The organism is Geminicoccaceae bacterium, assembly GCA_020638465.1.
In the GTDB taxonomy this organism is placed as follows: Bacteria; Pseudomonadota; Alphaproteobacteria; order Geminicoccales; family Geminicoccaceae; genus JAGREO01.
Genome location: JACKIM010000002.1, coordinates 1020286 through 1044468, shown reverse-complemented (window position 1 = coordinate 1044468; position 24183 = coordinate 1020286). Strand labels below are relative to the sequence as shown.

At 61.6% G+C, this 24183-nt stretch carries 22 protein-coding genes, 1 tRNA gene and 1 other RNA gene; 7 read left to right on the top strand and 17 right to left on the bottom strand.

Translation table 11 applies throughout. From position 1 onward, the window contains the following. Position 1 precedes the first annotated feature (1 nt). The 15 genes from nuoL to tkt form a co-directional block, all read right to left on the bottom strand. Positions 2-1927, bottom strand: a complete 1926-nt coding sequence (gene nuoL, locus H6851_15165; GenBank protein MCB9944945.1) for an NADH-quinone oxidoreductase subunit L — start codon at positions 1925-1927, stop codon at positions 2-4. Between the two features lie 8 nt (positions 1928-1935). Further along, on the bottom strand, positions 1936-2244 hold the full coding sequence (gene nuoK / locus H6851_15160) for an NADH-quinone oxidoreductase subunit NuoK (GenBank protein ID MCB9944944.1): 309 nt from the start codon (positions 2242-2244) through the stop codon (positions 1936-1938). Continuing rightward, a complete protein-coding gene (locus H6851_15155) occupies positions 2244-2849 on the bottom strand; it encodes an NADH-quinone oxidoreductase subunit J (protein ID MCB9944943.1) in 606 nt (201 codons plus the stop codon). Before H6851_15155 ends, nuoK begins: the two co-directional genes overlap by 1 nt. A gap of 13 nt (positions 2850-2862) precedes the next feature. Further along, positions 2863-3345, bottom strand: a complete 483-nt coding sequence (gene nuoI, locus H6851_15150) for an NADH-quinone oxidoreductase subunit NuoI (GenBank protein ID MCB9944942.1) — start codon at positions 3343-3345, stop codon at positions 2863-2865. Positions 3346-3352: 7 nt separating this feature from the next. Beyond that, positions 3353-4348: an NADH-quinone oxidoreductase subunit NuoH gene (gene nuoH, locus H6851_15145; protein MCB9944941.1), complete on the bottom strand. Its 996-nt coding sequence runs from the start codon at positions 4346-4348 to the stop codon at positions 3353-3355. Beyond that, entirely contained in the window at positions 4341-6410 is a 2070-nt protein-coding gene (locus H6851_15140; GenBank protein ID MCB9944940.1) for an NADH-quinone oxidoreductase subunit G, read from the bottom strand. The genes nuoH and H6851_15140 overlap by 8 nt, the downstream gene beginning before the upstream one ends. A 16-nt stretch (positions 6411-6426) precedes the next feature. Further along, the gene (gene nuoF, locus H6851_15135; GenBank protein ID MCB9944939.1) at positions 6427-7713 is read right to left on the bottom strand and encodes an NADH-quinone oxidoreductase subunit NuoF; all 1287 of its coding nucleotides are present in this window, start codon (positions 7711-7713) and stop codon (positions 6427-6429) included. 1 nt (position 7714) lies between these two features. Next, positions 7715-8320, bottom strand: a complete 606-nt coding sequence (nuoE, locus tag H6851_15130) for an NADH-quinone oxidoreductase subunit NuoE (GenBank protein ID MCB9944938.1) — start codon at positions 8318-8320, stop codon at positions 7715-7717. Further along, positions 8317-9495 (bottom strand): NADH-quinone oxidoreductase subunit D, encoded by a 1179-nt coding sequence (locus tag H6851_15125; protein MCB9944937.1) that lies wholly within the window; start codon positions 9493-9495, stop codon positions 8317-8319. Before H6851_15125 ends, nuoE begins: the two co-directional genes overlap by 4 nt. A 2-nt stretch (positions 9496-9497) precedes the next feature. After that, positions 9498-10151, bottom strand: a complete 654-nt coding sequence (locus tag H6851_15120; protein ID MCB9944936.1) for an NADH-quinone oxidoreductase subunit C — start codon at positions 10149-10151, stop codon at positions 9498-9500. 15 nt (positions 10152-10166) lie between these two features. After that, positions 10167-10697 carry an NADH-quinone oxidoreductase subunit B gene (locus H6851_15115; protein MCB9944935.1) on the bottom strand — a complete coding sequence of 177 codons (531 nt, stop codon included), beginning with the start codon at positions 10695-10697 and terminating at the stop codon, positions 10167-10169. Continuing rightward, positions 10688-11053 (bottom strand): NADH-quinone oxidoreductase subunit A, encoded by a 366-nt coding sequence (locus H6851_15110; protein ID MCB9944934.1) that lies wholly within the window; start codon positions 11051-11053, stop codon positions 10688-10690. Before H6851_15110 ends, H6851_15115 begins: the two co-directional genes overlap by 10 nt. 308 nt (positions 11054-11361) lie before the next feature. Continuing rightward, positions 11362-11438, bottom strand: a tRNA-Asp gene (locus H6851_15105). A 76-nt stretch (positions 11439-11514) separates the two neighbouring features. Then, positions 11515-12522: a type I glyceraldehyde-3-phosphate dehydrogenase gene (gap, locus tag H6851_15100; GenBank protein MCB9944933.1), complete on the bottom strand. Its 1008-nt coding sequence runs from the start codon at positions 12520-12522 to the stop codon at positions 11515-11517. A 39-nt stretch (positions 12523-12561) separates the two neighbouring features. Next, positions 12562-14517, bottom strand: coding sequence for a transketolase (tkt, locus tag H6851_15095; GenBank protein MCB9944932.1), 1956 nt, complete (start codon positions 14515-14517; stop codon positions 12562-12564). Positions 14518-14844: 327 nt separating this feature from the next. Here tkt and H6851_15090 point away from each other — a divergent pair, with 327 nt between their 5' ends. The 5 genes from H6851_15090 (at position 14845) to H6851_15070 (ending at position 17054) form a co-directional block, all read left to right on the top strand. Further along, on the top strand, positions 14845-15117 hold the full coding sequence (locus H6851_15090; GenBank protein MCB9944931.1) for a DUF4164 family protein: 273 nt from the start codon (positions 14845-14847) through the stop codon (positions 15115-15117). Between the two features lie 4 nt (positions 15118-15121). Then, positions 15122-15451, top strand: coding sequence for a cell division protein ZapA (locus tag H6851_15085; protein MCB9944930.1), 330 nt, complete (start codon positions 15122-15124; stop codon positions 15449-15451). A 12-nt stretch (positions 15452-15463) separates the two neighbouring features. Beyond that, positions 15464-15621: non-coding RNA, 6S RNA (ssrS, locus tag H6851_15080), on the top strand. Between the two features lie 40 nt (positions 15622-15661). Then, positions 15662-16234, top strand: a complete 573-nt coding sequence (locus tag H6851_15075) for a 5-formyltetrahydrofolate cyclo-ligase (protein MCB9944929.1) — start codon at positions 15662-15664, stop codon at positions 16232-16234. A gap of 16 nt (positions 16235-16250) precedes the next feature. Next, positions 16251-17054: a TIGR00282 family metallophosphoesterase gene (locus H6851_15070; protein ID MCB9944928.1), complete on the top strand. Its 804-nt coding sequence runs from the start codon at positions 16251-16253 to the stop codon at positions 17052-17054. A gap of 34 nt (positions 17055-17088) precedes the next feature. Here H6851_15070 and typA read toward each other — a convergent pair whose 3' ends face one another. Further along, positions 17089-18906 carry a translational GTPase TypA gene (gene typA, locus H6851_15065; protein ID MCB9944927.1) on the bottom strand — a complete coding sequence of 606 codons (1818 nt, stop codon included), beginning with the start codon at positions 18904-18906 and terminating at the stop codon, positions 17089-17091. Positions 18907-19058: 152 nt separating this feature from the next. On the opposite strand from typA, the gene H6851_15060 reads away from it, so the two are divergent. Continuing rightward, positions 19059-20756 (top strand): glutamine--tRNA ligase/YqeY domain fusion protein, encoded by a 1698-nt coding sequence (locus H6851_15060; protein ID MCB9944926.1) that lies wholly within the window; start codon positions 19059-19061, stop codon positions 20754-20756. A 57-nt stretch (positions 20757-20813) separates the two neighbouring features. Here the strand turns inward: H6851_15060 and mutS are convergent, their stop codons facing one another. Continuing rightward, positions 20814-23414 carry a DNA mismatch repair protein MutS gene (mutS, locus tag H6851_15055; GenBank protein MCB9944925.1) on the bottom strand — a complete coding sequence of 867 codons (2601 nt, stop codon included), beginning with the start codon at positions 23412-23414 and terminating at the stop codon, positions 20814-20816. Between the two features lie 238 nt (positions 23415-23652). On the opposite strand from mutS, the gene H6851_15050 reads away from it, so the two are divergent. Next, on the top strand, positions 23653-24183 hold the full coding sequence (locus H6851_15050; GenBank protein MCB9944924.1) for a hypothetical protein: 531 nt from the start codon (positions 23653-23655) through the stop codon (positions 24181-24183).

Here is a 24183-nt window from a genome sequence, read left to right as displayed (position 1 = left end):
ATCACCCCTGACCCAGGAAGATATAATAACTCACGAATGCGGCAACCCCGATCAGCATGGCAAAGGCATAATGGTAGACGTAGCCAGTCTGCAACCGCACCGCCTTGCGGGCAGTGTAGAGCGTCGATGCTGCGATACCATCCGGTCCGTAGCGGTCGATGATCCCGGCATCGCCGGCCTTCCAGAGGAAGCTGCCCAATGCCTTTGCGTTGCGGACAAACAGGCGGTCATAGAGCTCGTCGAAGTACCACTTGTTGAACAGGAAGGCATGCAGTCTCTGGAAACGGTTCACGAGTTGCGCAGGAATACCTGGATTGACCATGTAGAACCAGTAGGAAAGCGCAAGACCGCTGGCCATGGCGAGAAACGGCAGGACCTTCACCATGAAGGGGACGTCGTGCATGGCATGCATGGTGTGATTGTGCTCGCCATAGACGATCGAGCCGGCCCAGAACTCGCCATCCGCCCCGATCATGCCCAAGCCGAAGAACCCGGCCGTTACGGCGCCGCAAGCCAGCACGGCGAGCGGAATGGTCATCACGGGCGGGCTTTCATGGATATGTGCCTGGACATGATCGTCCGCACGGCAATCCCCATGGAAGGTCATCCAGATCAGACGCCCCGAGTAGAAGGCCGTCAGCACGGCCGCGGCAATCCCCATGATGAAGGCATAGCTGTGGAAGCTGTTCTGCGATGCCCATGCGGCCTCGATGATCGCGTCCTTGGAAAAATAACCGGCAAACCCCGGAAAACCGATCAGTGCCAGCGTGCCGATCCACATCATCGTGTAGGTAACGGGAATCTTGCGCCAGATACCCCCCATGCTGCGCATGTCCTGTTCATCCGACATCGCATGGATGACCGAACCGGCGCCGAGGAAGAGCAGGGCCTTGAAGAAGGCATGGGTGAGCAGATGGAAGACACCGGCCCCATAGGCGCCGACACCGCAGGCAAAGAACATGTAACCCAGCTGCGAGCAGGTCGAGTAAGCGATCACGCGCTTGATGTCGAACTGGGTGAGGCCGATCGTGGCGGCGAAAAGGGCGGTGGTACCGCCGACCACCGTCACCATCGCCAGTGCAGCCGGAGCATGTTCGAACAGCGGCGAGAAACGGGCCACCAGAAACACACCGGCGGTGACCATGGTGGCTGCGTGAATCAGGGCCGAAACCGGCGTGGGACCCTCCATGGCATCGGGCAACCAGGTATGCAGGCCGATCTGGGCCGACTTGCCCATCGCACCAATGAACAGCAGGACACACAGGACATTCAGTGTCTGAAAATCCATGTCCCACACCACGAGGTGGGTTTCCGCTACCTGCGCCGCCTGGCCGAAAATGACGTCGTATTGCAGGCTGTCGAAGACCAGGTAGATGCCCGCCAGTCCCAGCATGAGGGCGAAGTCACCGACCCTGTTGACGATGAAGGCCTTGATGGCGGCAGCGCAGGCCGACGGCCTGGTATACCAGAAGCCGATCAGCAGGTAGGAGGCCACACCGACACCCTCCCAGCCGAAGAACATCTGCACGAGGTTGTCGCTGGTCACCAGCATCAGCATGGCAAAGGTGAAGAAGGACAGATAGGCCATGAATCGCGGGATCGACTTGTCATGCGACATGTATCCCACGGAATAGATGTGGATCAGCATCGAGCAGAAGGCGACGACGAACATCATCACTGACGACAGCGGATCGACACGCAACGCCCAGTCCACCTCGAATGTGCCGACATGGATGAAGCTGAAGACCGGAACCGTGTAGCCTTCGACGTAGACGTTCTGGAACAGGGCGAAAACCGCCATCAGGGCCGAGAGACCCATGAATCCGCAGGTCACGATCTGCGACGCACGATCCCCGATCAGCCGGCCGAACAAGCCGGCGACCAACGCGCCAAGCAGTGGTGAGAAGACGAGGATGATGTGCTGCACGGCGTCCCTCAGCCCTTCATCATGTTGATGTCGTCCACCTCGATGGACCCGCGGTTGCGGAAATAGACGACGAGAATGGCAAGACCGATGGCCGCTTCTGCGGCAGCCACGGTAATGATGAACATCGCAAACACCTGACCGGCCATGTCACCGAGCTGGACCGAGAAGGCGACGAGATTGATGTTGACCGCAAGCAACAGCAGTTCGATCGACATCAGGATGATGATGACATTCTTGCGGTTGAGAAATATTCCGAACACGCCTGTTGTGAACAGGATCGCCGCAAGGGTCAGGAAATGGGACAGGGGCACACTCATCAGATGCCGGCTCCCGACTTGATGTTCTTCAATTCGACGGTCTCGTCGGCGTTGCGATTCACTTGTCGACCGATGTCCTGGCGACGGACATTCCCGCGCGAGCGCAGCGTGAGCGAAATCGCCCCGATAATCGCTACCAGCAGGATCATCCCGGCCGCCTGGAACAGGTAGAAATAGTCGGTGTAGAGCAGATTCCCGAGCGCTTCCGTGTTGGGCAGGCCGGCAGGTGTGGGAACGGCCGGCGCCTGTACCTTTTCCGTCAGTGCCCAGCTACCGCCGACCATGATCAGCTCAAGCAGCAGGATCAGTCCGACAAGGCCGCCAATGGGCAGATATTGCAGAAAACCCTCGCGCATCTGCACGTAGTTGATGTCGAGCATCATGACCACGAAGATAAATAGTACAGCGACCGCGCCGACATAGACCACGACGAGTACCATCGCGAGGAATTCGGCGCCGATCAGCACGAAAAGACCGGCTGCATTGAAGAAGGTGAGGATCAGAAACAACACCGCATGTACGGGGTTTTTCGCCGACACCACCATGACCGCCGAAGCGACGCACACAATGGCGAGGATGTAGAACAGGAACAGCTCGATGGTCATCGCGTCTTACCCGTCATCGATAAGGAGCATCGGCAGCGAGGTTGGCGGCGATTTCACGCTCCCAGCGCTCACCGTTGGCGAGCAGCTTTTCCTTATCGTAGTAAAGCTCCTCATGAGTCTCCGCCGCAAACTCAAAATTCGGACCCTCGACAATCGCATCCACCGGACAGGCCTCCTCGCAGAAGCCGCAATAGATGCATTTGGTCATGTCGATGTCGTAGCGCGTCGTCCGGCGCGATCCATCCGCACGTGGTTCGCTTTCGATGGTGATCGCCTGAGCCGGACAGATGGCCTCACAGAGCTTGCAGGCGATGCAGCGTTCCTCACCGCTGGGATAACGGCGAAGTGCATGTTCACCGCGAAAACGCGGGCTCAACGGACCTTTCTCGTAAGGGTAGTTGAGCGTCACCTTCTTCTTGAACATGTATTTCAGCGTCAGGCCGAAACCGATGGCGATCTCAGGCCAGAGAAAGGTGCGTGCGAGGCGATCCAGCATTGAGACCTCAGTTCGGCAGCATGTCGAAATAGACGAGGAAGCCCGAAGTCAGCACGACCCAGAGCAGCGAGAGCGGCAGGAACACTTTCCAGCCAAGACGCATCAGCTGGTCATAGCGGTATCGCGGCAAGGTCGCGCGAACCGCTATGAAGATAAACAGAACGAAACAGATCTTGAGAATGAACCAGATCGGTCCGGGTATGACATCGAAGGGGAAGAAGCTGAACGGAGGCAGCCAACCACCCAGGAAAAGAACCGAACAGATCGCACTCATCAGGATCATGTTCATGTATTCGCCAAGGAAGAACAGGGCGAATGCCATGGCCGAATATTCGACATTGTACCCGGTGACCAGAGTGGCCTCGTCCTCGGGAAGGTCGAACGGGTGCCGATTGGTTTCCGCCAGGATCGACACGATGAAGATCATGAACATCGGGAAATGCGGAATGAAATACCACAATCCCCTCTGTGATTCGACGATGTCGGTGAGGTTCAGCGATCCCGCGGTGATCAGGACGTTGATGATGATCAGGCCGATGGCGACTTCGTAGGAGACCATCTGTGCCGCCGACCGCAGGGCACCCAGAAAGGCATAGCGCGAGTTGGAAGCCCAGCCAGCCATGATGATGCCGTAGACACCGAGCGAACTCACCGCCAGCAGATAGAGCACGCCGACATTGATATCGGCAAGCACCAGACCTTCGCCGAACGGTATGACCGCCCAGGCGACCAGAGCAAGAATGAAGGTCACCATGGGAGCCATGATGAACACGATCTTGTTGGCACCGGACGGAATGACCGTCTCTTTCACGAACAGCTTGAGGCCATCGGCCAACGGCTGCAGCAGGCCGAACGGGCCGACGAACATCGGTCCCTGACGCAGCTGCATGAAACCGATCACCTTGCGTTCGGCATAGGTGACATAGGCCATGGCGATCATCAGCGGCACGGCGATGACAAGGATGTAGAAGATCAGGGTGATCAGGGTCCAGAGCTCAGCCATTGGTACCGGTCGCCTCCGCGCTCGAACCATCGGCCAGCAAATCCGAGCACTCCTGCATGATGGCAGAGGCCCGGCTCACCGGATCCGTCTGGTAATAATGTTCGATCACCCGAGGGAAGGGACCCTTGAGGAGCTCGCCGCCACTACGGCCGAACTCTCCCCATTCGGCCGTCGAGACCCTGTCGATACCGGCAAGCCAGGGAGCGATGGCGACCATTCGCTCGCGAACCTGTGACAAGTTGTCAAGCGGCAGGGCCTTGCCCAGCACTTCCGACAAAGCACGCAAAATACGCCAGTCCTCACGCGCATCGCCCGGCGGGAAGGCTGCAAGATTGGCGCGCTGAGGACGACCTTCGGTATTCACATAAGTCCCGTACTTTTCCGTATAGGCTGCACCGGGCAGGATGATATCGGCCCCATGGGCGCCACGGTCACCATGGGTGCCCTGGTAAATGACGAAGGCATTCTCCAGCTTTGCCATGTCCAATTCGTCGGCACCTATGAGGAATACCGTATCGATCTCGCCCGTCGCGCAGCCTGCCAGGATGCCGGCAACATTCCTGCCGTCTCTCCCGGGGACAAGCCCCAGGTCGAGCCCACCGACGCGTGCGGCAGCCGTATGCAGCACGTTGAAACCGTTCCAGTCTTCAGCGATCATGCCGTATTTCTCGGCCAGCTGCCGCGCCAGGGCGAGGATCGCATCCCCATCGGGACGGCACAACGCCCCCTGACCTATGATCAGCATCGGCCGCTCGGCCTTCTCCAGTATCCCGGCCGCCTCGATGCCGCCATCGAGCAGTTGCTGCAGCGTATCGGCACCACCACCCAGATCGGTCACCGGATAAGTAAGGTCGGCCGGCAGGCCAACCCGCAGGACCCTGAAGCCCCCCAGCCGTTGACGCTTGCGCAGGCGGGCGTTGACCAGCGTCGCCTCGTGTCGCGGGTCGCAACCGATCAGCAGGCAGGCATCGGCCCGTTCAATGCCGGCAATCGTGGTGTTGAAAATGTAGGAGCCGCGGCCACCGCTACCGAGACAGGTGCCATCCTGCCGGCAATCGACATTCTCCACGCCGAGGGTGGATGCCAGATCCCGGACCAGCACCATCGTTTCGCAATCGACAGTATCGCCGACGATGAAGGCAACCTTCGATGGATCGCGGCCATTGAGACGGGTTCTGATCGCCTCGAATGCCGAACGCCAGTCGGACGGACTCAGCTTGCCGTCGGTCTTGACAAACGGCTTGTCGAGCCTGCGGCGCTTCAACCCGTCATAGGAAAACCGCGTCTTGTCGGAGATCCACTCTTCATTGATGTCTTCATGCAACCGGGGAACGATACGCATGACCTCGTTGCCGCGGGTGTCCACGCGAATGTTCGAACCGACCGCATCCATTACGTCGATCGATTCGGTCTTTTTCAATTCCCAGGCGCGGGCCGTGTATTCGTAAGGCTTGGAGTTGAGCGCACCAACCGGGCACAGATCAATGATATTGCCCGACAGCTCCGAACTCAGGGCCTTCTCGACCCAGGTCGTGATCTCCATGTGCTCGCCACGGTGACACGCCCCAAGTTCCTCAATACCGGCGATCTCATTGATGAACCGGATACAGCGGGTACAGTGGATGCAGCGGGTCATGTGGGTCGCGATGAGCGGCCCCAGGTACTTGTCGGCGACCGGACGCTTGTTCTCATCGAAGCGCGACTTGTCGGGGCCGTAGAACAGGGTGATGTCCTGCAGGTCACATTCGCCGCCCTGATCGCATATGGGGCAATCGAGCGGATGGTTGATCAGCAGCATCTCCAGCGTGCCGCGACGGGCCTTGTGCACCTGCTCGGTATCGGTCCTGATGACCATGCCGTCGGCGGCGGGCATCGCGCAGGATGCGATCGGTTTGGGGGATTTCTCCATCTCGACAAGACACATCCGGCAATTGCCGGCGATGTTCAGGCGCGGATGGAAACAGAAGACGGGAACCTCGCGGCCCGCCGCCTCGATCGCCTGCAGTACGGTCGAGCCCGACTCGACCTCGACTTCCTGGCCGTCAATTGTCAGCTTCGGCATGCGTTCCTCAAGCTCCTCAGGCGGCCTTTTGCGTGCGCGCGGTATATTCCGCGATCCGCTGTTCAATCTCCGGACGGAAATTGCGGATCAGGCCCTGGACCGGCCAGGCTGCCGCATCTCCGAGTGCGCAAATCGTGTGGCCTTCGATCTCCTTGGTGACATCCCACAGGAGATCGATTTCCTCAACCCTTGCTCTTCCCTCCGCCATGCGTTCCATCATCCGCCATAGCCAGCCCGTGCCCTCGCGACATGGTGTACACTGACCACAACTCTCATGCATGTAGAACTTCGACAGGCGTGTAATGGCCTTGATCACGTCGGTCGACTTGTCCATCACGATCACCGCTGCCGTACCCAGGCCCGAACCTGCGCCACGCAAGGTGTCGAAGTCCATGGTGATGGTGTCGCACACATCCTTCTTCAGCATCGGAACGGACGAACCGCCAGGGATGATCGCCAGCAGATTGTCCCAGCCGCCACGCACGCCACCGCAATGCTTCTCGATGAGCTCCTTGAGCGGAATGCCCATCTCCTCCTCGACATTGCAGGGTCGGTTCACATGGCCGGAGATGCAGAAAAGCTTGGTGCCGTGGTTCTTGTCGGGACCGAGCCCGGCAAACCACGCACCGCCTCGTCGCATGATGGTGGGTGTAACCGCGATCGTCTCGACATTGTTGACCGTGGTGGGGCGGCCATAGAGACCAACCATGGCGGGAAAGGGCGGTTTCAGCCGAGGCTGCCCCTTCTTGCCTTCCAGGGCCTCGATCAGCCCGGTTTCCTCGCCACAGATGTAGGCACCTGCCCCGCGGTGAAGATAAAGATCGTAGTCATATCCCGAACCGGCGGCGTTCCTGCCAAGCAGGCCCGCCTCGTAGGCTTCCTTGATGGCCGCCTCAAGCACGATGGCTTCCTGAACGAACTCTCCGCGAATGAAGATGTATCCCGCCGTGCATCCCATCGCCGCACCGGCGATCAGGCAGCCTTCAACCAGTTTGTGCGGCTCGTGGCGTATGATTTCCCGGTCCTTGCATGTACCCGGTTCGGATTCATCCGCATTGACGACGAGATAGACCGGCCCGCCATCGGTCTGCTTGGGCATGAACGACCATTTGAGACCGGTCGGAAAGCCTGCACCGCCACGCCCGCGAAGGCCGGACGCCTTGCACTCGTTGACCAGCCAGTCGCGCCCTTTTTGGATGATGGCCGCCGTACCATCCCAGTCGCCCCGCTTCCTCGCCTCTTCGAGGCCCCAGCTCTTCTGCCCGTAGATGTTGGTGAAGATGCGATCCCTGTCCGCGAGCATGTCAGGCATTCCCCTCCGTGAGCGTGGTCAGGCCGCCAAGCGGTTCGGATCCCTTGCGGCCGGACTGCGGCCCCGGCTGCGGGGTTTCGCCGCGCTGGAGCGCCTCGATGATTTCCTTGGCCTTGCCGTAGTCGAGGTCTTCGTAGAAATGATCGTCGATCCACATCATCGGCGCGTTGCAGCATGAGCCGAGACATTCGAATTCACGCAGGAAAAAACGGCCGTCAGCCGTATTCTCGCCGACCTCGATACCCAGCGCGTCCTTGCAGGCCTGAACGATCTCGTCCGATCCGCGCAGCCAGCACGGGGTCGTCGTGCAGACCCTGACCTGGATGCGGCCCGTGGCCTCGGTGTTGAACATGTCGTAGAAACTGGCGACCTCATAGACGCGGATTTTCGGCATATCGAGAAAGTCGGCGACATGGTCGAGAACTGCCCGCGGCAACCAGCCACCATGCTGGCGCTGTGCCAGATGAAGGAGGGGCAACACCGCGCTGCGCTTGCGGTCCTGCGGGTACTTCGCAAGGATTTCATCGACCAGCGGCCGATTTTCCTCGCTGAACTCGAAGCTGTCGACGTCCGGTGCAAAGCCGTCCTTGTCACTCATCGGTCGATCTCCCCGAAAACCACATCCATGGAACCGATGATTGCCACGACATCGGCAAGCTGGTGCCCTTTCGACATCTCGTCGAGCGCCTGCAGATGCACATATCCCGGCGAGCGGATCTTGCAGCGATAGGGCTTGTTGGTGCCGTCAGAGACGAGATAGACGCCGAACTCGCCCTTGCCACTCTCTACCGCAGTGTAGACTTCGCCTTCAGGCACATGAACGCCTTCGGTGTAAAGCTTGAAGTGATGGATGAGCGCTTCCATCGACCGTTTCATTTCCGAACGATGAGGCGGGGTGACCTTGCGGTCATCGGCGCGCACCGGTCCCTCCGGCATCAGCTCAATACATTGACGGATGATCTTCAGGCTTTCGCGCATTTCCAGCATGCGCACCAGGTAACGATCCCAGCAATCGCCGTTCTTGCCCACCGGCACGCCGAACTCGACCTTGTCATAAGCCGCATAGGGCTGGGCCTTGCGCAGGTCCCAGGCTACCCCGGAAGCCCGCAGCATGGGACCGGAAAAGCCCATGGCAAAGGCGTCCTCGGCGCTGACGACCCCGATATCGACGGTGCGCTGCTTGAAGATGCGGTTGTCGGAAAGCAGGGCCTCGACGTCTTCCTGCAGTGGAAGATAGTTGTCGATCCACTTCAGCAGGTCGTCGGCGAAACCTGCCGGCATGTCCCGGTTCACCCCGCCGAACCGGTAGTAATTGGCATGCATCCGGGCACCGGTGAGACGCTCATAAAAGCCCATCAGCTTCTCGCGCTCCTCGAACATCCACAGCAGCGGTGTCATCGCGCCGCAATCGAGCGCCATGGTGGTGACGTTGAGCGTGTGGTTGATGAGCCGCGTCACCTCATCCATGATCGTGCGGATGTAGAGTGCCCGTTCCGGCACCTCGACGCCGAGCAGCTTTTCGACGGCGAGAATGTAGGCGTGCTCCTGACAGAGCATCGAACAGTAATCGAGCCGGTCGAAATAGGGAATATTCTGCAGGTAGGGACGATACTCGATGAGCTTTTCCGTCCCGCGATGGAGAAGACCCACATGCGGGTCGGCCCGTTCCACGACCTCGCCGTCCATTTCGAGCACGAGGCGAAGAACGCCATGCGCCGCAGGATGTTGCGGGCCGAAATTGATTGAAAACGTGCGGAGATCCGTCTCAGCCATCCCTATTTCTCCGCCCTGGCCGTCTCGTCTGCGTCTGCCTTTTCGTCGCCCGACAACAACCCGCCACCGTCACCCTCCCACGGACTGAGAAAGTCGAAGGAGCGGAAATCCTGGCGCATCTTCACCGGCTCGTAGACCACGCGACCCTGTTCGGGGTCATAACGCAGCTCGACATGACCGGTAAGCGGGAAATCCTTGCGCAGCGGGTGGCCGTCGAAACCGTAGTCGGTGAGAATGCGACGCAGGTCGGGATGATCGGAAAACAGGATCCCGTACATGTCCCAGGCCTCGCGCTCGAACCAGCCGGCCGAACGATGCACTGACGTCACAGACGGCACCGGAGTGTTCTCGTCGGTGCAGACCTTGACCCGCATGCGCATGTTGTGATGCAGCGACAGGAGGTGATAGACGACCTCGAAGCGCTCGTCACGATCAGGATAGTCGACGCCACAGATGTCGACCAGTTCCTTCATGAGAATATTCGGCTCGTCACGCAACCAGGCGAGGACCCGGGCGATGGCAGAACCCGGTACCGTGATCGACAACTCGCCATTGCGGATCTGATGCGCGACGAGATCTTCGCCAAGACGTGGCTCAATGAGACTGAGCAGATCCTCAAGGCTCTCGGTAACTTCCGGGCCGACAGCAATCGTCATGGAAACTTCCCCGTCTCAGCGATCAATGGTGCCTGTGCGGCGGATCTTCTTCTGCAATTGCAAGATGGCATAAACCAGAGCCTCTGCCGTCGGCGGACATCCGGGCACATAGATATCCACCGGAACGATACGATCACACCCGCGCACGACCGAATAGGAAAAATGATAATATCCGCCGCCGTTGGCGCATGAGCCCATCGAGATCACATAACGCGGCTCGGCCATCTGGTCGTAGACCTTGCGCAAGGCGGGCGCCATCTTGTTGCACAGCGTCCCGGCGACAATCATGACGTCGGACTGGCGCGGGCTGGGCCGGAAGACCACGCCGTAGCGATCGAGATCGTAGCGCGAGGCGGCTGCATGCATCATCTCGACGGCACAGCAGGCAAGACCGAAGCTCATGGGCCAGAGACTGCCGGAGCGCCCCCAGTTCACCAGATCGTTCAAGGTGGTCAGGATGTAGCCGTCCTCCGCCAGACCTTCCTGCACCCGTGCCAGCAATCCCGTCCTGGGGGATTCGACCACAGCGCTGTCACTCACTCCCATTCCAGCGCTCCCTTTTTCCATTCATAGACGAACCCGACGGTGAGAATGCCAAGGAACAGCATCATCGACCAGAAGCCGACCATCCCGATATTGCCGAGGCTGACCGCCCACGGAAACAGGAACGCGATTTCGAGGTCGAAGATGATGAAGAGGATGGCGACCAGATAGAAACGCACATCGAAACGATTGCGCGCATCATCGAACGGCGCAAAACCGCATTCGTAGGGCGAGACCTTTTCCTCGTCCGGTTTCTGCCGTGCCACGAGCATCGAGGCCACGACAATGACCAGTGCAAGGCCGATGGCAACACCGAGAAAGAGCAATATGGGCAGATATTCGAAGAGATAGGCTTCCATATCGTCTCCCGGTTCATCCGTGCCCGTGAACGCGATGCCGGCACCGCGACCACCCCCAACAGCATCCATCGTTTCGCGGGAACGGGCCATGCGACAAGGCCGCGCCGGAAACTCCGGTATCGCTTTGCGGCGCAAAATAGGCTGGTCATCGGAAAAAGCCAAGGAGCAACTCGTGGTCGAATCGGGTCATCTGGTCGCGATGGCGACGGCGAGGGCATCGTTCGGATGCAGGGCGGGCAACAACGCAAAAGGGCCGGAGATTTCTCTCCGGCCCTTTTGAAATCCGCTTCGGCCATCCCGTCGGGATATGGCGCGAGTGACGGGACTCGAACCCGCGACCTCTGGCGTGACAGGCCAGCGCTCTAACCAACTGAGCTACACCCGCTTGCGCTTTGGTGAGGCGGAATTAAAGCGGCCGAAGAGGAGTGTCAAGCGCTCTCCGGCCGCTTTTGAAATTGTTTTTACAGACCACCCATCACGTTGGCCGTGTCGCTCATGCGGTTGGAGAATCCCCACTCGTTATCATACCAGGTGGCCACCCGCACGAGCTTGTCCTCAAGCACCTTGGTGGCCTTCAGATCGACCGTTGAACTCGCCGGAGCATGATTGAAGTCGATGGACACGAGCGGTTCGTCGGTGACGTCGAGAACGCCCTTCAGCGGCCCGCTGGCGGCAGCCGCCCTGAGGGCCTCGTTGATTTCCTCGGCCGTCGTGTCGCGTCCGGGAACGAAGGTGAGATCGACCAGCGACACATTGGCCGTCGGAACGCGGATGGCCCCGCCATCGAGCTTGCCCTTGAGCTCCGGCAGTACCAGCCCGACGGCGCGGGCCGCACCGGTGGAAGTGGGGATCATCGAGGATGCCGCGGCGCGGGCCCGATAGAGGTCCTTGTGGAACACGTCCAGCAGGTGCTGGTCATTGGTATAGGAGTGGATCGTGGTCATGTGGCCTCGCTCGATGCCGACCAGATCATTGAGAACCTTGGCCACCGGGGCGAGGCAGTTGGTGGTGCAGGACGCATTCGAAACCACCTTGTGCTCGGCCGTGAGCTTCTGGTGGTTGACACCGAACACGACCGTCATGTCGGCATTTTCGCCAGGTGCGGAAATGAGAACTTTCTTCGCACCTGCATCGAGATGGCCGGATGCCTTGTCACGTGAGGTGAAGATTCCGGTGCATTCCATGGCGATGTCGACGCCGAGATCGCCCCAGGGCAGCTTGGCCATGTCGCGCTCGGACAGGACCTTGATCGGTCCGGTACCGACATCAAGCGTGTCGCCTTCGAGCGTCACCTTGCCCGCAAAGCGGCCGTGCACACTGTCATAGCGGAACAGATGCGCGTTGGTCGCCGGAGGGGCAAGGTCATTGATCGCGACCACTTCGATATCCCGGCGACCGCTTTCGGCGATCGCCCTCAGGACATTTCGACCGATACGGCCGAAGCCGTTGATCGCTACCCGAACAGCCATTTTCGAAATCTCCTCTGTAAAACAGATCGTTGCAACATTTCACTGGAGCTTGCGGCGGACACGTTCGACGACATGATCGGGCGTGATGCCGAAATGGGTATAGAGTGCATCGATCGGGCCGCTGCCGCCGAAGCCGCGCAGGCCGACGACATCGTCCTCGCTGTCGACATAGCGCGTCCAGCCGAACGGCGAGGCGGCTTCCACCGCCACCCGCGGAGCGGTACCCAGCACCGCGCGACGATAGGCAGGATCCTGCTGCTCGAAAAGTTCCCAGCATGGCATTGATACCACAGCGGTTCCAATACCCGCTTCGGCCAGAATATCGCGGGCCTTCATCGCGATTTCCACTTCGCTGCCCGTGGCCAGGATCGTGGCCTGACGTTCGCCATCCGCCGGCCTGAGCACATAGGCGCCGCGCGCACTCAGGTTTTCGCTTTCGTGCTCGATGCGCAGTGTGGGTAGGTTCTGACGGCTGAGCGCCAGTACCGACGGGCCCTCGGCATGACGCAGTGCGGAAAGCCAGCATTCGGCCGTCTCCACGGCATCGGCCGGGCGGTAGACCCGCATGTTCGGCATCGCCCGCAGGCTCGCCAGATGCTCGACCGGCTGATGGGTCGGTCCGTCCTCGCCAAGGCCGATGCTGTCATGCGTGCCGACGAGGATCACCCGTTGCTGCATCAGGGCCGCCAGCCGCAGGGCGGGACGGCAATAATCGGTGAAAACGAGGAAGGTCCCTCCATAGGGAATGAACCCCTTGTGCAGGGCCATGCCATTCATGATGGCCACCATGCCATGCTCGCGCACGCCATAATTGATATGCCGGCCGGCAAGGTCTTCAGGTGTGACGGGGGGCGTTGATTTGGTGTTGGTGAGATTGGAGCTGGTCAGATCGGCCGATCCGCCCGTCAGCGAATCGATGGCGGCTGTCAGCGTCTCCAGAGCCACCTGACTGGACTTCCGGGTCGCCCAGGCGGGCCTGTCCGTCGACAACTGACGCTTGAGAGCGTCAATTTGCCGATCGATATCCGCGGGAAGTTCGCCTTCGAGTGCCGTCATGAAGCGCTCGCGAACGGAATTGTCGCTCGATTCGAGACGTTGGCACCACGCCTCGTAGGCATTCCGCGAAGCCGCCCCGGCCTTGCGCCACGCATCGAGAATGTCTCCGGGAATTTCGAAAGCTGGCCATGGCCAGCCGATGGCCTCGCGGGTCCGGGCGATCTCGTCCGCGCCGAGCGGCGACCCATGTGCCGACGACTTGCCGGCCTTGTTGGGGGAGCCCTTGCCGATCACCGTCCGGCAGGCGACGAAAGTCGGGCGGTCGCTGGCCCGGGCTTCGTTCAGTGCCCGGTCGATATCGGCCATGTCGTGGCCATCGCAGCGGATCGCGTGCCAGCCCGAGGCGGCGAATCGGGCACACTGGTCGTCGACAGTGGAAAGCGAAGTGGGTCCATCGATGGTGATGTGGTTGTCGTCGAACAGGATTGTCAGCTTTTCGAGCCGCATCTGCCCGGCGAAGGATATCGCCTCCTGGGAAATGCCTTCCATCAGGCAACCGTCGCCCGCGAGAGCCCATGTCCGGTGGTCGACCAGTTCGCTGCCGAAGCGCGCGGCCAGCATCTTTTCCGCCAGGGCCATGCCGACGGCCGTGGCCACCCCCTGACCGAGCGGGCCGGTCGTGGTCTCGATCCCCAGCGCGTGACCATATTCCGGATGTCCGGCGGTACGCGCCCCCAGCTGGCGAAAGTTGCGCAGCTCGTCCAGGGTCATGTCCTCGAAGCCGAGCAGATGATGCAGGGCATAGAGAAGCATCGAGCCATGGCCTGCCGACAATACGAAACGGTCGCGGTCGGGCCAGTCAGGATGGGCCGGATCGATCCTGATGTGGCGGGTGAACAGCACGGTGGCGACATCGGCCGCTCCCATGGGCATGCCCGGATGGCCCGAATTGGCCGCCTGGACGGCATCCATGGCCAGTGCGCGGATGGCGTTGGCCATGACGCTGGGACTGATCGCGATATCACTCATGGACATTTCCGTTGCAATCGGCCGAATTCGGGGATCGACACGTTCCCTGTCATCCTGGGCTGGGCATCCGGCACCCGACGAGATGATGCCCACCCGTGTGGCCGGGAAACTGGCGCAAAAGGCCGGAAAATCCAACCGTCATTTTATGCAGGGCAGCGGGCGGCCGGGAACAGTGTTCTGCCTGCGCGGCGGGCGATGTGGATGTCCACGGTACGTTAACGCCACAGTTGACGGAAATAGGGCCATGTGCCACTGGTTCGTCGTTCACTTTTTCGGTGTGATCTATCGGGACCTGCCATGTCTGCCCTGAGCCGCGCCCAGACCCGTTTGGAGCAGGCCGTCGCCCGTCTTGAGAAGGCGCTCGGCGAGCACGAAGCACGTTCGGCGGAGTCGAGTGGCTCCGAGGATGTCCTGCACGAGGTGCAGGCCCTTCGCGACGAATGCCGCGACCTTCGTGGCAAGCTGGACCGTGCCAATCGGCGTCATGCCCATTTGCAGACGGTCGTGAGCGAAGTCTCCGTCCGCCTCGACGGATCCATCACGGAACTCGATCAGATGCTGGAGCGTTGAATTCATGCCGATGCTCGAGGTGTCGATCAATGGCCGCCCCTACAACGTGCAGTGCGGCGAAGGCGAGGAAGTCCGCCTCAAGCGGCTCGCCCAGTATGTCGACGCGCGCGTGCGGGAGCTTTCCGGCGGGCAGGGCCAGATCGGCGACGCCAAATTGCTGGTTCTCGCGAGCCTGCTGATTGCCGACGAGCTCGATGATGCGCTGGCCGAGATCAAGCGGCTGCATGGTCGCGATCCCGTCGACAACGAGGCAGTGGAGCTGGAGCAGTCGCGGGCGATCGAAAGGATCGCGGAGCGGCTCGAGCAGCTTGCAGTGACGCTGGAAACCACCTAAATTCTTTCTTGGCGGTGGCTGCCCGGTACGCGAATGTCAAATCATGCTCTGGGCCTATTTCGTTCTCATGGGAGCTATCCCTGATGAGGCCCTGGCCTCGTTATCATGGCACCCACCTGCTTAGCAGGCCCCAGGGACGAACCGACAGGGTCGGCCATGGTGGCTGCCGCCAACCGGTTGATCGATTGCGGCCAGACCGAAAGACGGGCGGTGTTGGATAAATCCACCTTGCGACAGGAGATGATCCGAAAGCGGCAATTGTTGTCGACCGAGGATCGCCTGTCGCTGAGTCGACGCATCGGCGACCATCTGCTCGCTCATCCCATTGTGAAGAATGTCTCATCTCTATCGGTGTTTGTCGGCATGGAAGACGAGATCGACTCCATGCCGTGGCTCGCACAACTCGCTCAACGAGGCATGACGATAGCCCTGCCTCGGGTGATCAGGGCCAGGACGCCGCTCTCCATGCGGCTATGGCAGCCGGGAGACGCTTTCGAGGTGAGCCGCTTCGGGGTATCCGAACCGTCGCTGGACCGTCCTGAAGTCAGACCGGAGCTTGTCGTGGCGCCGTTGCTGGCCTTTGACCTGCATGGATGGCGGCTGGGATACGGCGGCGGTTTCTATGACCGCACCCTTGAGCAGTTTCGCGCCGATGGCCAGTCTGTTCACGTTATGGGGGTGGCGTTCGGCTTCCAGCAGGTTGATGCCGTTCCGACCGGTCCCCATGACCAGCGTCTCGACGGGATGATTGTCGAGACAGGAAATCTAGCCCTCGACCAATAATGAAAGGACGGGTTTTTTGCGCATTCTCTTCGTGGGCGACGTTGTCGGTCGCTCCGGCCGCAAGGTGTTGATCGACGAACTGCCCGGACTTCGTCAGAGCCTGCGGCTCGATGCCGTCATCGTCAACGGTGAGAACGCCGCCGGCGGCTTCGGACTGACGCTGGCAATCGCCCGCGAATTCCTCGATTCCGGGACCGATTTGATTACCCTGGGCAATCATGCCTGGGACCAGCGCGAGCTGGTAGGGCAGATCGACAGGGAGCCACGCATCATCCGCCCGCTCAACCTGTCGCCGGGCGCTCCGGGGCGCGGCATCGGCGAATTCCGCACGACGCGCGGAAAGCGGGTGGTCGTGCTACAGGTACTGGGCCGGCTGTTCATGGGCATGCAGGACTGCGCCTTCCGGGCGCTGGAAGCCGAACTGGCGAAACTGTTCCTCGGTGGCAATGCCGATGCGATCATCGTCGACGTCCACGCCGAGGCGACCAGCGAAAAGCAGGCGCTCGGTCATTTCCTCGATGGCCGGGTCAGCCTGGTGGTCGGGACGCATACCCATATCCCTACGGCCGATCACCGCATTCTCAAGGGTGGGACAGCCTATATGACCGATGTCGGCATGACCGGAGACTATGACAGCGTGATCGGCATGGACAGCCAGATCTCGATCCAGCGCTGGCGCTCGCCGGTCCCGGGTCCGCGGCTGGAGCCGGCCTCCGGCGAGGCCACCCTGTGCGGCGTCGTGGTCGAAACGGATGACCGCACCGGCCTGGCGGTGGACATTGCGCCGTTGCGCATCAACGGGATGCTTGCTCCGACCTGAACCATCCGCGAGTCGGAGCAGGCTGCCCGAACGGTCAGACCATCTCGCTGCGGCGGGAAGCGCGCTTGCGCTCATGCGGATCGAGATGGCGCTTGCGCAGGCGGATTACCGACGGTGTGATTTCGACCAGCTCGTCGTCGGCGATGTAGGCGATCGCGCGTTCCAGCGTCATGCGGATCGGGGGGGTGAGCAATACCGCGTCGTCCTTGCCGGCCGCTCGCATGTTGGTGAGCTTCTTCGACTTCAGGGGATTGACCTCGAGATCATTTCCCCGCGTGTGCTCGCCAATGATCATTCCCGAATAGACCTTCGCACCGGGATCGATGAACATCGGGCCGCGATCCTCAAGATTCCACAGGGCATAGGCGACGGCATCGCCCTGCTCGGAGCTGATGAGCACGCCGGTATGGCGCTGGGCGATAGCCCCGCGATAAGGTTCCCAGCTGTGGAATAGCCTGTTCATGACACCGGTACCACGTGTGTCGGTCAGGAACTCGCCATGATAGCCGATCAGCGCACGCGATGGCGCGTGAAACATGAGCCTCTGCTTGCCCGCACCGGCCGGACGCATGTCGACGAGGTTGGCGCGGCGCTGGGTGAGCTTTTCCACCACCGCACCGGAATATTCCTCATCGACATCGATCACCACTTCCTCGATCGGCTCAAGTCGCTGGCCTTCCTCTTCACGGTAAAGAACCCGCGGCCTGCTGATCGACAGTTCGAAACCTTCCCGGCGCATGGTCTCGATCAGCACGGCCAGCTGCAATTCGCCGCGTCCCGATACCTCGAAACTGTCCTTGCCCTCGGCCTGCCGTACCTTGATGGCGACATTGCCCTCGGCTTCGCGCTGCAACCGGTCCCAGATCTGCCGGGATGTGACCTTGGTGCCGTCCTGACCGCCATAGGGCGAGTCATTGACCGAAAATGTCATGGCGATGGTCGAGGGGTCGATCGGCTGGGCGGCGATCGGCTCGTTCACCGACGGCTCGGCCAGCGTGTCGGCGACGGTCGCCCTGGTACAACCGGCCACGGCGACGATATCCCCGGCGACGGCCTCGTCCACCGGCTGCCGTTCCAGCCCGCGAAAGGCGAGGATCTTCGTCACGCGGGTCTGCTCGATGACCGAGCCGTCACGGCTCATTGCCTTGAGCGGCGCATTGGCGCGCAGTGTTCCGCTCTCGATCCGGCCGGTCAGAAGCCGTCCCAGGTAGGGGTTGTTTTCCAGCGTGGTCGCAAGCATGCGGAACGGCTGGTCGGCATCGGCGACCGGAGCCGGCACGTGGCGGACGATGGTATCGAACAGCGGTGCCAGGTTGGTGCGCGGGTCGGTCATCTCGCGTGCAGCCCAACCGTTCTTGGCGGAGGCATAGAGATGCGGGAAATCGAGCTGCCGCTCGTCGGCGTCGAGGGCCGCGAACAGATCGAAGATCTCGTCCAGCACCTCGTCAGCCCGTTCCTCGGGCTTGTCCACCTTGTTGATGACCACAATCGGAGCGAGCCCCAGCTTGAGGGCCTTGCCAAGAACGAATTTGGTCTGCGGCATCGGCCCTTCGGCGGCATCGACCAGCAGCAGGCAACTGTCGACCATCGACAGGATGCGCTCGACCTCGCCGCCAAAATCGGCGTGACCAGGGGTGTCGACGATGTTGATGCGCACATCGTTCCAGACCACTGACGTACATTTCGCCAAAATGGTAATGCCACGCTCCCGTTCGAGATCGTTGCTGTCCATGGCGCGTTCGGCGACCCGTTGATTTTCGCGAAAGATGCCGCTTTGCTGGAGGAGCTTGTCGACAAGCGTGGTCTTGCCATGGTCGACATGGGCGATGATCGCGATGTTGCGCAGGTTCATCTTCTGTGATCTCCGGGAGAGGGTTGCCGGCGATATAAGGCATGCTGCAACGCAGCGCCAGATGATCCGGTCGCAAGCATGCGCAATCCTTGGCGTTTGCCACCGTTTCTGGCACATCCACGCCAGCAGCGAAAACTCAGGATCACCAGCCGATGACCGAAGGCGAAAAGACGAAACCGGGCGAGGGCGAAACGAAAAGGCGCGATTTCATCCGTGAAATCGTGCGGGCAGACCTCGAATCGGGGCGTACCTCATCGGTCGTCACACGGTTTCCCCCCGAACCGAACGGCTATCTGCATATCGGCCATGCCAAGTCGATCTGCCTCAATTTCGGCCTCGCGCAGGATTTTGGCGGCCGCTGCAACCTGCGTTTCGACGATACCAATCCTGAGAAAGAGGAGGAGGAGTACATCGAGGCGATCAGAACGGATGTCGCGTGGCTTGGTTTCGACTGGGGCCGGCACATGTATTTCGCCTCCGACTATTTCGAGCAGCTCTATGAATGGGCGATGCACCTGATCCGCCAGGGACTCGCCTATGTCGACGACCAGTCGGCTGATGATATCCGCCTCAATCGCGGCACACTGAAGGAGCCCGGCCGGAACAGCCCGTTCCGCGACCGGCCGGTCGCTGAGAATCTCGACCTGTTCGCCCGCATGCGCGCCGGGGAATTCGATGAAGGCACACGCGTCCTGCGCGCGCGCATCGACATGGGATCGGGCAACATGAACCTGCGCGACCCGGTGCTCTACCGCATACGCCATGCCGCACATCCGCGTACAGGTACGAACTGGAGCATCTATCCGACCTACGACTTCGCGCATGGCCAGTCCGACGCCATCGAAGGCGTCACCCATTCCGTATGCACACTCGAATTCGAGGATCACCGCCCCCTCTACGACTGGTTCATCGACAACCTGCCCACCGACTCGCGCCCTCGCCAGTACGAGTTCGCACGATTGAACCTGACGCACACGGTGCTCAGCAAGCGGCGGCTGATCCAGCTGGTGCAGGAGGGTCATGTCGTCGGCTGGGACGATCCGCGCATGCCGACGCTGGCCGGTCTGCGCCGCCGCGGCATTCCCGCGGAGGCCCTGCGCGATTTCTGCGGACGGATCGGTGTCGCCAAGGCGGACAACCGGGTGGAGGTGCAGTTGCTGGAGCATTGCGTGCGCGAGCATCTGAACGCGGCAGCACCGCGGCGGATGGCTGTGCTGCGGCCGCTTAAACTCGTCATCACCAACTATCCCGAAGGCAAGAGCGAGACTCTCGAGGCCATCAACAACCCCGAGGACGCGGAAGCCGGCACGCGCTCCGTGCCGTTCAGCCGGGAGATCTGGATCGAGCGCGACGACTTCATGGAGGACCCGCCGAAGAAGTTCTTCCGCATGGCTCCGGGCCGCGAGGTCCGGCTGCGCTATGCCTATCTCATCACCTGCGACGAGATGGTGAAGGATCGCGATGGCGAGGTCGTCGAGCTCCGCTGTTCCTATGACCCGCTGACGCGCGGCGGCGATGCGCCGGACGGCCGCCGGGTCAAGGCGACACTGCACTGGGTATCGGCGGCAACGGCGGTCGAGGCCGAAATACGACTCTACGATCATCTGTTTACCGGCGAGGTGCCGGGACAGGATGGGGACTATCTCGCCGATCTCAATCCGCAATCGCTGGAGATCATCACGGATGCGAAGGTGGAGCCGTCGCTCGCCCGGATCGAGCCCGGCAAGGCCGTTCAGTTCGAACGGCAAGGGTACTTCGCCGCCGATCCCGATGGCACCACGGAGCGGCCGGTCTTCAACCGCACGGCTACGCTTCGCGACAGCTGGGCCAAGGCGAAGGCCAGCGGCTGACCGATTCAGGAGCGCGGAAGCGGTTTTCACGGCCTGTCAACGGAGCCGGGTTGCTTTCTACTCCGGTTCGAGCAGGTCTCGGAGTGTGTAGAGGGCTTCCAGTGCCTGCCTCGGTGTCATCTCATCGGGGTCGAGGTCGCGCAGGCGTTCCAGTGCCGGTGGGGGCCTGGATGGTTCGGCTTGGCAGCGGCTGGCTTCGAGGGCGGCGCGGAACAGCGGCAGGTCCTCGGCGAGGCGGGCAGGGGCGGTATGGGCCTCGCCGGCCTCGAGCTTGTTCAGCACGGCCTGCGCGCGATCGATGACGACCTTCGGCAATCCGGCGAGGCGGGCGACGTGGATGCCGTAGGAGCGGTCGGCGGAGCCCGCGGCGACCTCGTGCAGGAAGATCACCTCGCCCTTCCATTCCTTGACCCGGACGAAATGCGGCGACAGGTGGTCGAGGCGGGCGGCCAGTGCGGTCAATTCGTGGTAGTGGGTGGCGAACAGGCCGCGGCAGCGATTGGCGTCGTGCAGGTGCTCGATGACCGCCCATGCGAGCGACAGGCCGTCATAGGTGGCCGTGCCGCGTCCGATCTCGTCAAGAATGACGAGGCTGCGTTCGCCCGCCTGATTGAGAATGGTGGCTGTTTCCACCATTTCCACCATGAAGGTCGACCGGCCGCGGGCGATGTCGTCGGCGGCACCCACACGGCTGAACAGGCGGTCGACGAGGCCGATGGTGGCGGATTTCGCCGGTACGAAACTGCCGGTCTGGGCCATGATGGCGATCAGTGCGGTCTGGCGCAGGAAGGTGCTCTTGCCGGCCATGTTGGGGCCGGTGAGCAACCACAGCGACTGGTCGCCCTCCAGCTGTGCGTCATTGGGCTGGAAGCGTTCGCCCGCCTGGACCAGCGACTGTTCCACGACCGGGTGGCGGCCTTCGGCGATATCCAGATCCAGCCCGTCGGTGAGCCGTGGCATGACGTAGTCCTGTTCGCGGGCGAGCTCTCCGAGGGCGGCGGCGATGTCGAGGGCGGCGGCGGCGGCGGCGGTACGGGCGATGGCGTTGGCGTGTTCGGCGATGGCAGCGCGCAGATCGGCATAGATCTCCAGTTCGAGAGCAAGAGCCTTGTCCGCAGCATGCGCGATCCGTTCCTCAAGCGAGCCCAGCTCGTCGGTGGAATAGCGGCTGGCATTGACCATGCCCTGCCGCTGGAGAAAGTGATCGGGTACACGCGAACGGTGGGTCGACGTCACCTCGATGAAGAAGCCCAGCATGTTGTTGTGCCGGATCTTGAGCGACGGGATTCCGGTTTCCTCGCGATAGCGGGTCTCGAGTTCGGCGATGAGCCGCCGTCCCTGGTCGCGCAGGCGCCGCTGCTCGTCCAGCTCCTCCAGCGCGCCGCTGCGCACGAAGCCGCCGTCGCGGGCGAGCAGGGGTGGCTGATCGTCGAGGGTGGCGACCAGCCGCTCGCGCAGTTCGTCGCACGGATCGAGGTCGTCGGCCATGCGCGCCAGCGGAGCGGCGGCCTTTTCGAGACGCCAGCGCAGGTCTCCGGCTACGGTGAGGCCGCGGCCGATGGCAACCATGTCGCGCGGACCGCCACGATCGAGCGATAGCCTTGAGACAGCGCGCGCAAGGTCGGGCATCTGGCGCAACTGGCCGCGGACATCCTCGCGGGCGGCGGCATCCTCGACGAAGCCCTCGACCTCGGCAAGCCGTTCAAGCAGCGGCGGCAGGCTGGCCAGAGGCGCGGCCAGCCGTTCGGCCAGCAATCGCCCGCCCGCGCTGGTCACCGTGCGATCCATGGAGGCCAGCAGGGAACCCTGCCGACGACCGTCGAGCGAGTGGGTGAGTTCGAGGTTGCGGCGGGTTGCGGGGTCGATGCGCATGGCTGTACCGTTTTCGATGCGCCGAGGCGGATCGAGACGTGGCAGCAACCCTTTCTGCGTCAGGTCGAGATAGCTCAGCAACGCGCCGGCCGCGGCGATCTCGCTGCGCTCGAAGGCACCGAATGCGTCGAGGCTGCGGATGCCGAAATGATCGAGCAGGCGGCTCTCGCCGCGTTCGGCGGAAAAGCTCCTGGGGTCGATACGGGTGAACAACGATTTCCAGTCGTCGAGCGGACCCGGCAGGCCGATACGATCGCCGGCATTGTCCGCGATCAGGATCTCGCCCGGCGACAGGCGCGATATCGCGCCTGTCAGGTCGGCCTTCGACGTCATTTCGGTGAAGAATGCACCGGTGGAAATATCGACCCAGGCCACGGCGAGACGATCGGCATGGCCGCCGATGGCCATCAGGTAGTTGTTGGCACGGGCGGACAGGAGGCTGTCCTCGGTGAGAGTGCCCGGCGTGACGATACGCACCACGTCGCGGCGCACCAGCGTCTTGCCGCTGCGTTTCCTTGCATCCTCGGGACTCTCCATCTGTTCGCAGATGGCGACCTTGAAGCCCTTGCGGATGAGCTTTTCGAGATAGCTTTCCGATGAGTGGACGGGGACACCACACATGGGGATATCCTCATCTTCGTGCCGGCCGCGTTTCGTCAGGGCGATATCGAGAGCGGGTGCTGCCTGTACGGCGTCCTCGAAGAACAGCTCGTAGAAATCTCCCATGCGGAAGAAAAGCAATGTTCCGGGATGTTCGGCCTTGATCGCCTGGTACTGGGCGATCATGGGCGAAGGCTTGGCTGTCGATTTTTCGCGCAATGGTTGTTTCATTAATAAAAAATCAACCTTGAAGCAATTTAGATGCGGGGTATAGTATGTCCTCGTTCATCAGGCGAGTGCGTGACTGTTGCGCGATTGCGACAGGGTCAACGGGCAATCGGGCATCGGGTCGTCTCCGCGACCCCGTGGCCGGGTGTTGAACAGACGAGGGACGGGTGCGAATTCGACATGGGTAAGAATCACAATGATCCAGCTGCCGATGAAACATGAGGCCTTTCTTCAGGACCAGCTTCCGCATGGCTGGGAGGCGGCGAGGGACAGGGCAGCCGAACTGGTGGCACAGACGGAATTCCTGACCTGGCCGGACCGGGCCGCGGTCCTCGACACGTTCTTGTGGAAGCGCGCACGGACGATGCTTTCCAACGAGGAAATCACGGCCGTCATCAATCGCCTGCGGCATTGTCAGGGGGGCTCCTATGCGGTGCTCGAATATGCAACGGTCTGCGGCTCCATTCTGACGGGCGTCGTGCTGCAGCTCAAGGAGCCCGGTGAGATTGCCTCGCCCTTTCATGCACTCACTTTTCTCCTTTCGCGCAAGGTGGAGCACCAGCAGCTCGGTGCCCGCTGGGTCCAGGCATTGGGGCAAAAGGCGCTGGAAGAGGCGATGAGCACGCTGCCGGGCTATGCCTTCATGTTCCTTGCCACTTATCCCAACGACTCCGCGGAGAGTTTCATGGCCCGCGACGCTTTCTGGGCGGCGATGCTGGGGCGTTAG

Coding starts and splice junctions, on each gene's coding strand:
- nuoK (MCB9944944.1), bottom strand. CDS start 2,244: ATGAGTGTGCCCCTGTCCCATTTCCTGACCCTTGCGGCGATCCTGTTC.
- H6851_15155 (MCB9944943.1), bottom strand. CDS start 2,849: ATGACCATCGAGCTGTTCCTGTTCTACATCCTCGCCATTGTGTGCGTC.
- nuoI (MCB9944942.1), bottom strand. CDS start 3,345: ATGCTGGATCGCCTCGCACGCACCTTTCTCTGGCCTGAGATCGCCATC.
- nuoH (MCB9944941.1), bottom strand. CDS start 4,348: ATGGCTGAGCTCTGGACCCTGATCACCCTGATCTTCTACATCCTTGTC.
- H6851_15140 (MCB9944940.1), bottom strand. CDS start 6,410: ATGCCGAAGCTGACAATTGACGGCCAGGAAGTCGAGGTCGAGTCGGGC.
- nuoF (MCB9944939.1), bottom strand. CDS start 7,713: ATGCTCGCGGACAGGGATCGCATCTTCACCAACATCTACGGGCAGAAG.
- nuoE (MCB9944938.1), bottom strand. CDS start 8,320: ATGAGTGACAAGGACGGCTTTGCACCGGACGTCGACAGCTTCGAGTTC.
- H6851_15125 (MCB9944937.1), bottom strand. CDS start 9,495: ATGGCTGAGACGGATCTCCGCACGTTTTCAATCAATTTCGGCCCGCAA.
- H6851_15120 (MCB9944936.1), bottom strand. CDS start 10,151: ATGACGATTGCTGTCGGCCCGGAAGTTACCGAGAGCCTTGAGGATCTG.
- H6851_15115 (MCB9944935.1), bottom strand. CDS start 10,697: ATGGGAGTGAGTGACAGCGCTGTGGTCGAATCCCCCAGGACGGGATTG.
- H6851_15110 (MCB9944934.1), bottom strand. CDS start 11,053: ATGGAAGCCTATCTCTTCGAATATCTGCCCATATTGCTCTTTCTCGGT.
- gap (MCB9944933.1), bottom strand. CDS start 12,522: ATGGCTGTTCGGGTAGCGATCAACGGCTTCGGCCGTATCGGTCGAAAT.
- tkt (MCB9944932.1), bottom strand. CDS start 14,517: ATGGCCAACGCCATCCGCGCACTGGCCATGGATGCCGTCCAGGCGGCC.
- H6851_15090 (MCB9944931.1), top strand. CDS start 14,845: ATGTCTGCCCTGAGCCGCGCCCAGACCCGTTTGGAGCAGGCCGTCGCC.
- H6851_15085 (MCB9944930.1), top strand. CDS start 15,122: ATGCCGATGCTCGAGGTGTCGATCAATGGCCGCCCCTACAACGTGCAG.
- typA (MCB9944927.1), bottom strand. CDS start 18,906: ATGAACCTGCGCAACATCGCGATCATCGCCCATGTCGACCATGGCAAG.
- H6851_15060 (MCB9944926.1), top strand. CDS start 19,059: ATGACCGAAGGCGAAAAGACGAAACCGGGCGAGGGCGAAACGAAAAGG.
- mutS (MCB9944925.1), bottom strand. CDS start 23,414: ATGATCGCCCAGTACCAGGCGATCAAGGCCGAACATCCCGGAACATTG.
- H6851_15050 (MCB9944924.1), top strand. CDS start 23,653: ATGATCCAGCTGCCGATGAAACATGAGGCCTTTCTTCAGGACCAGCTT.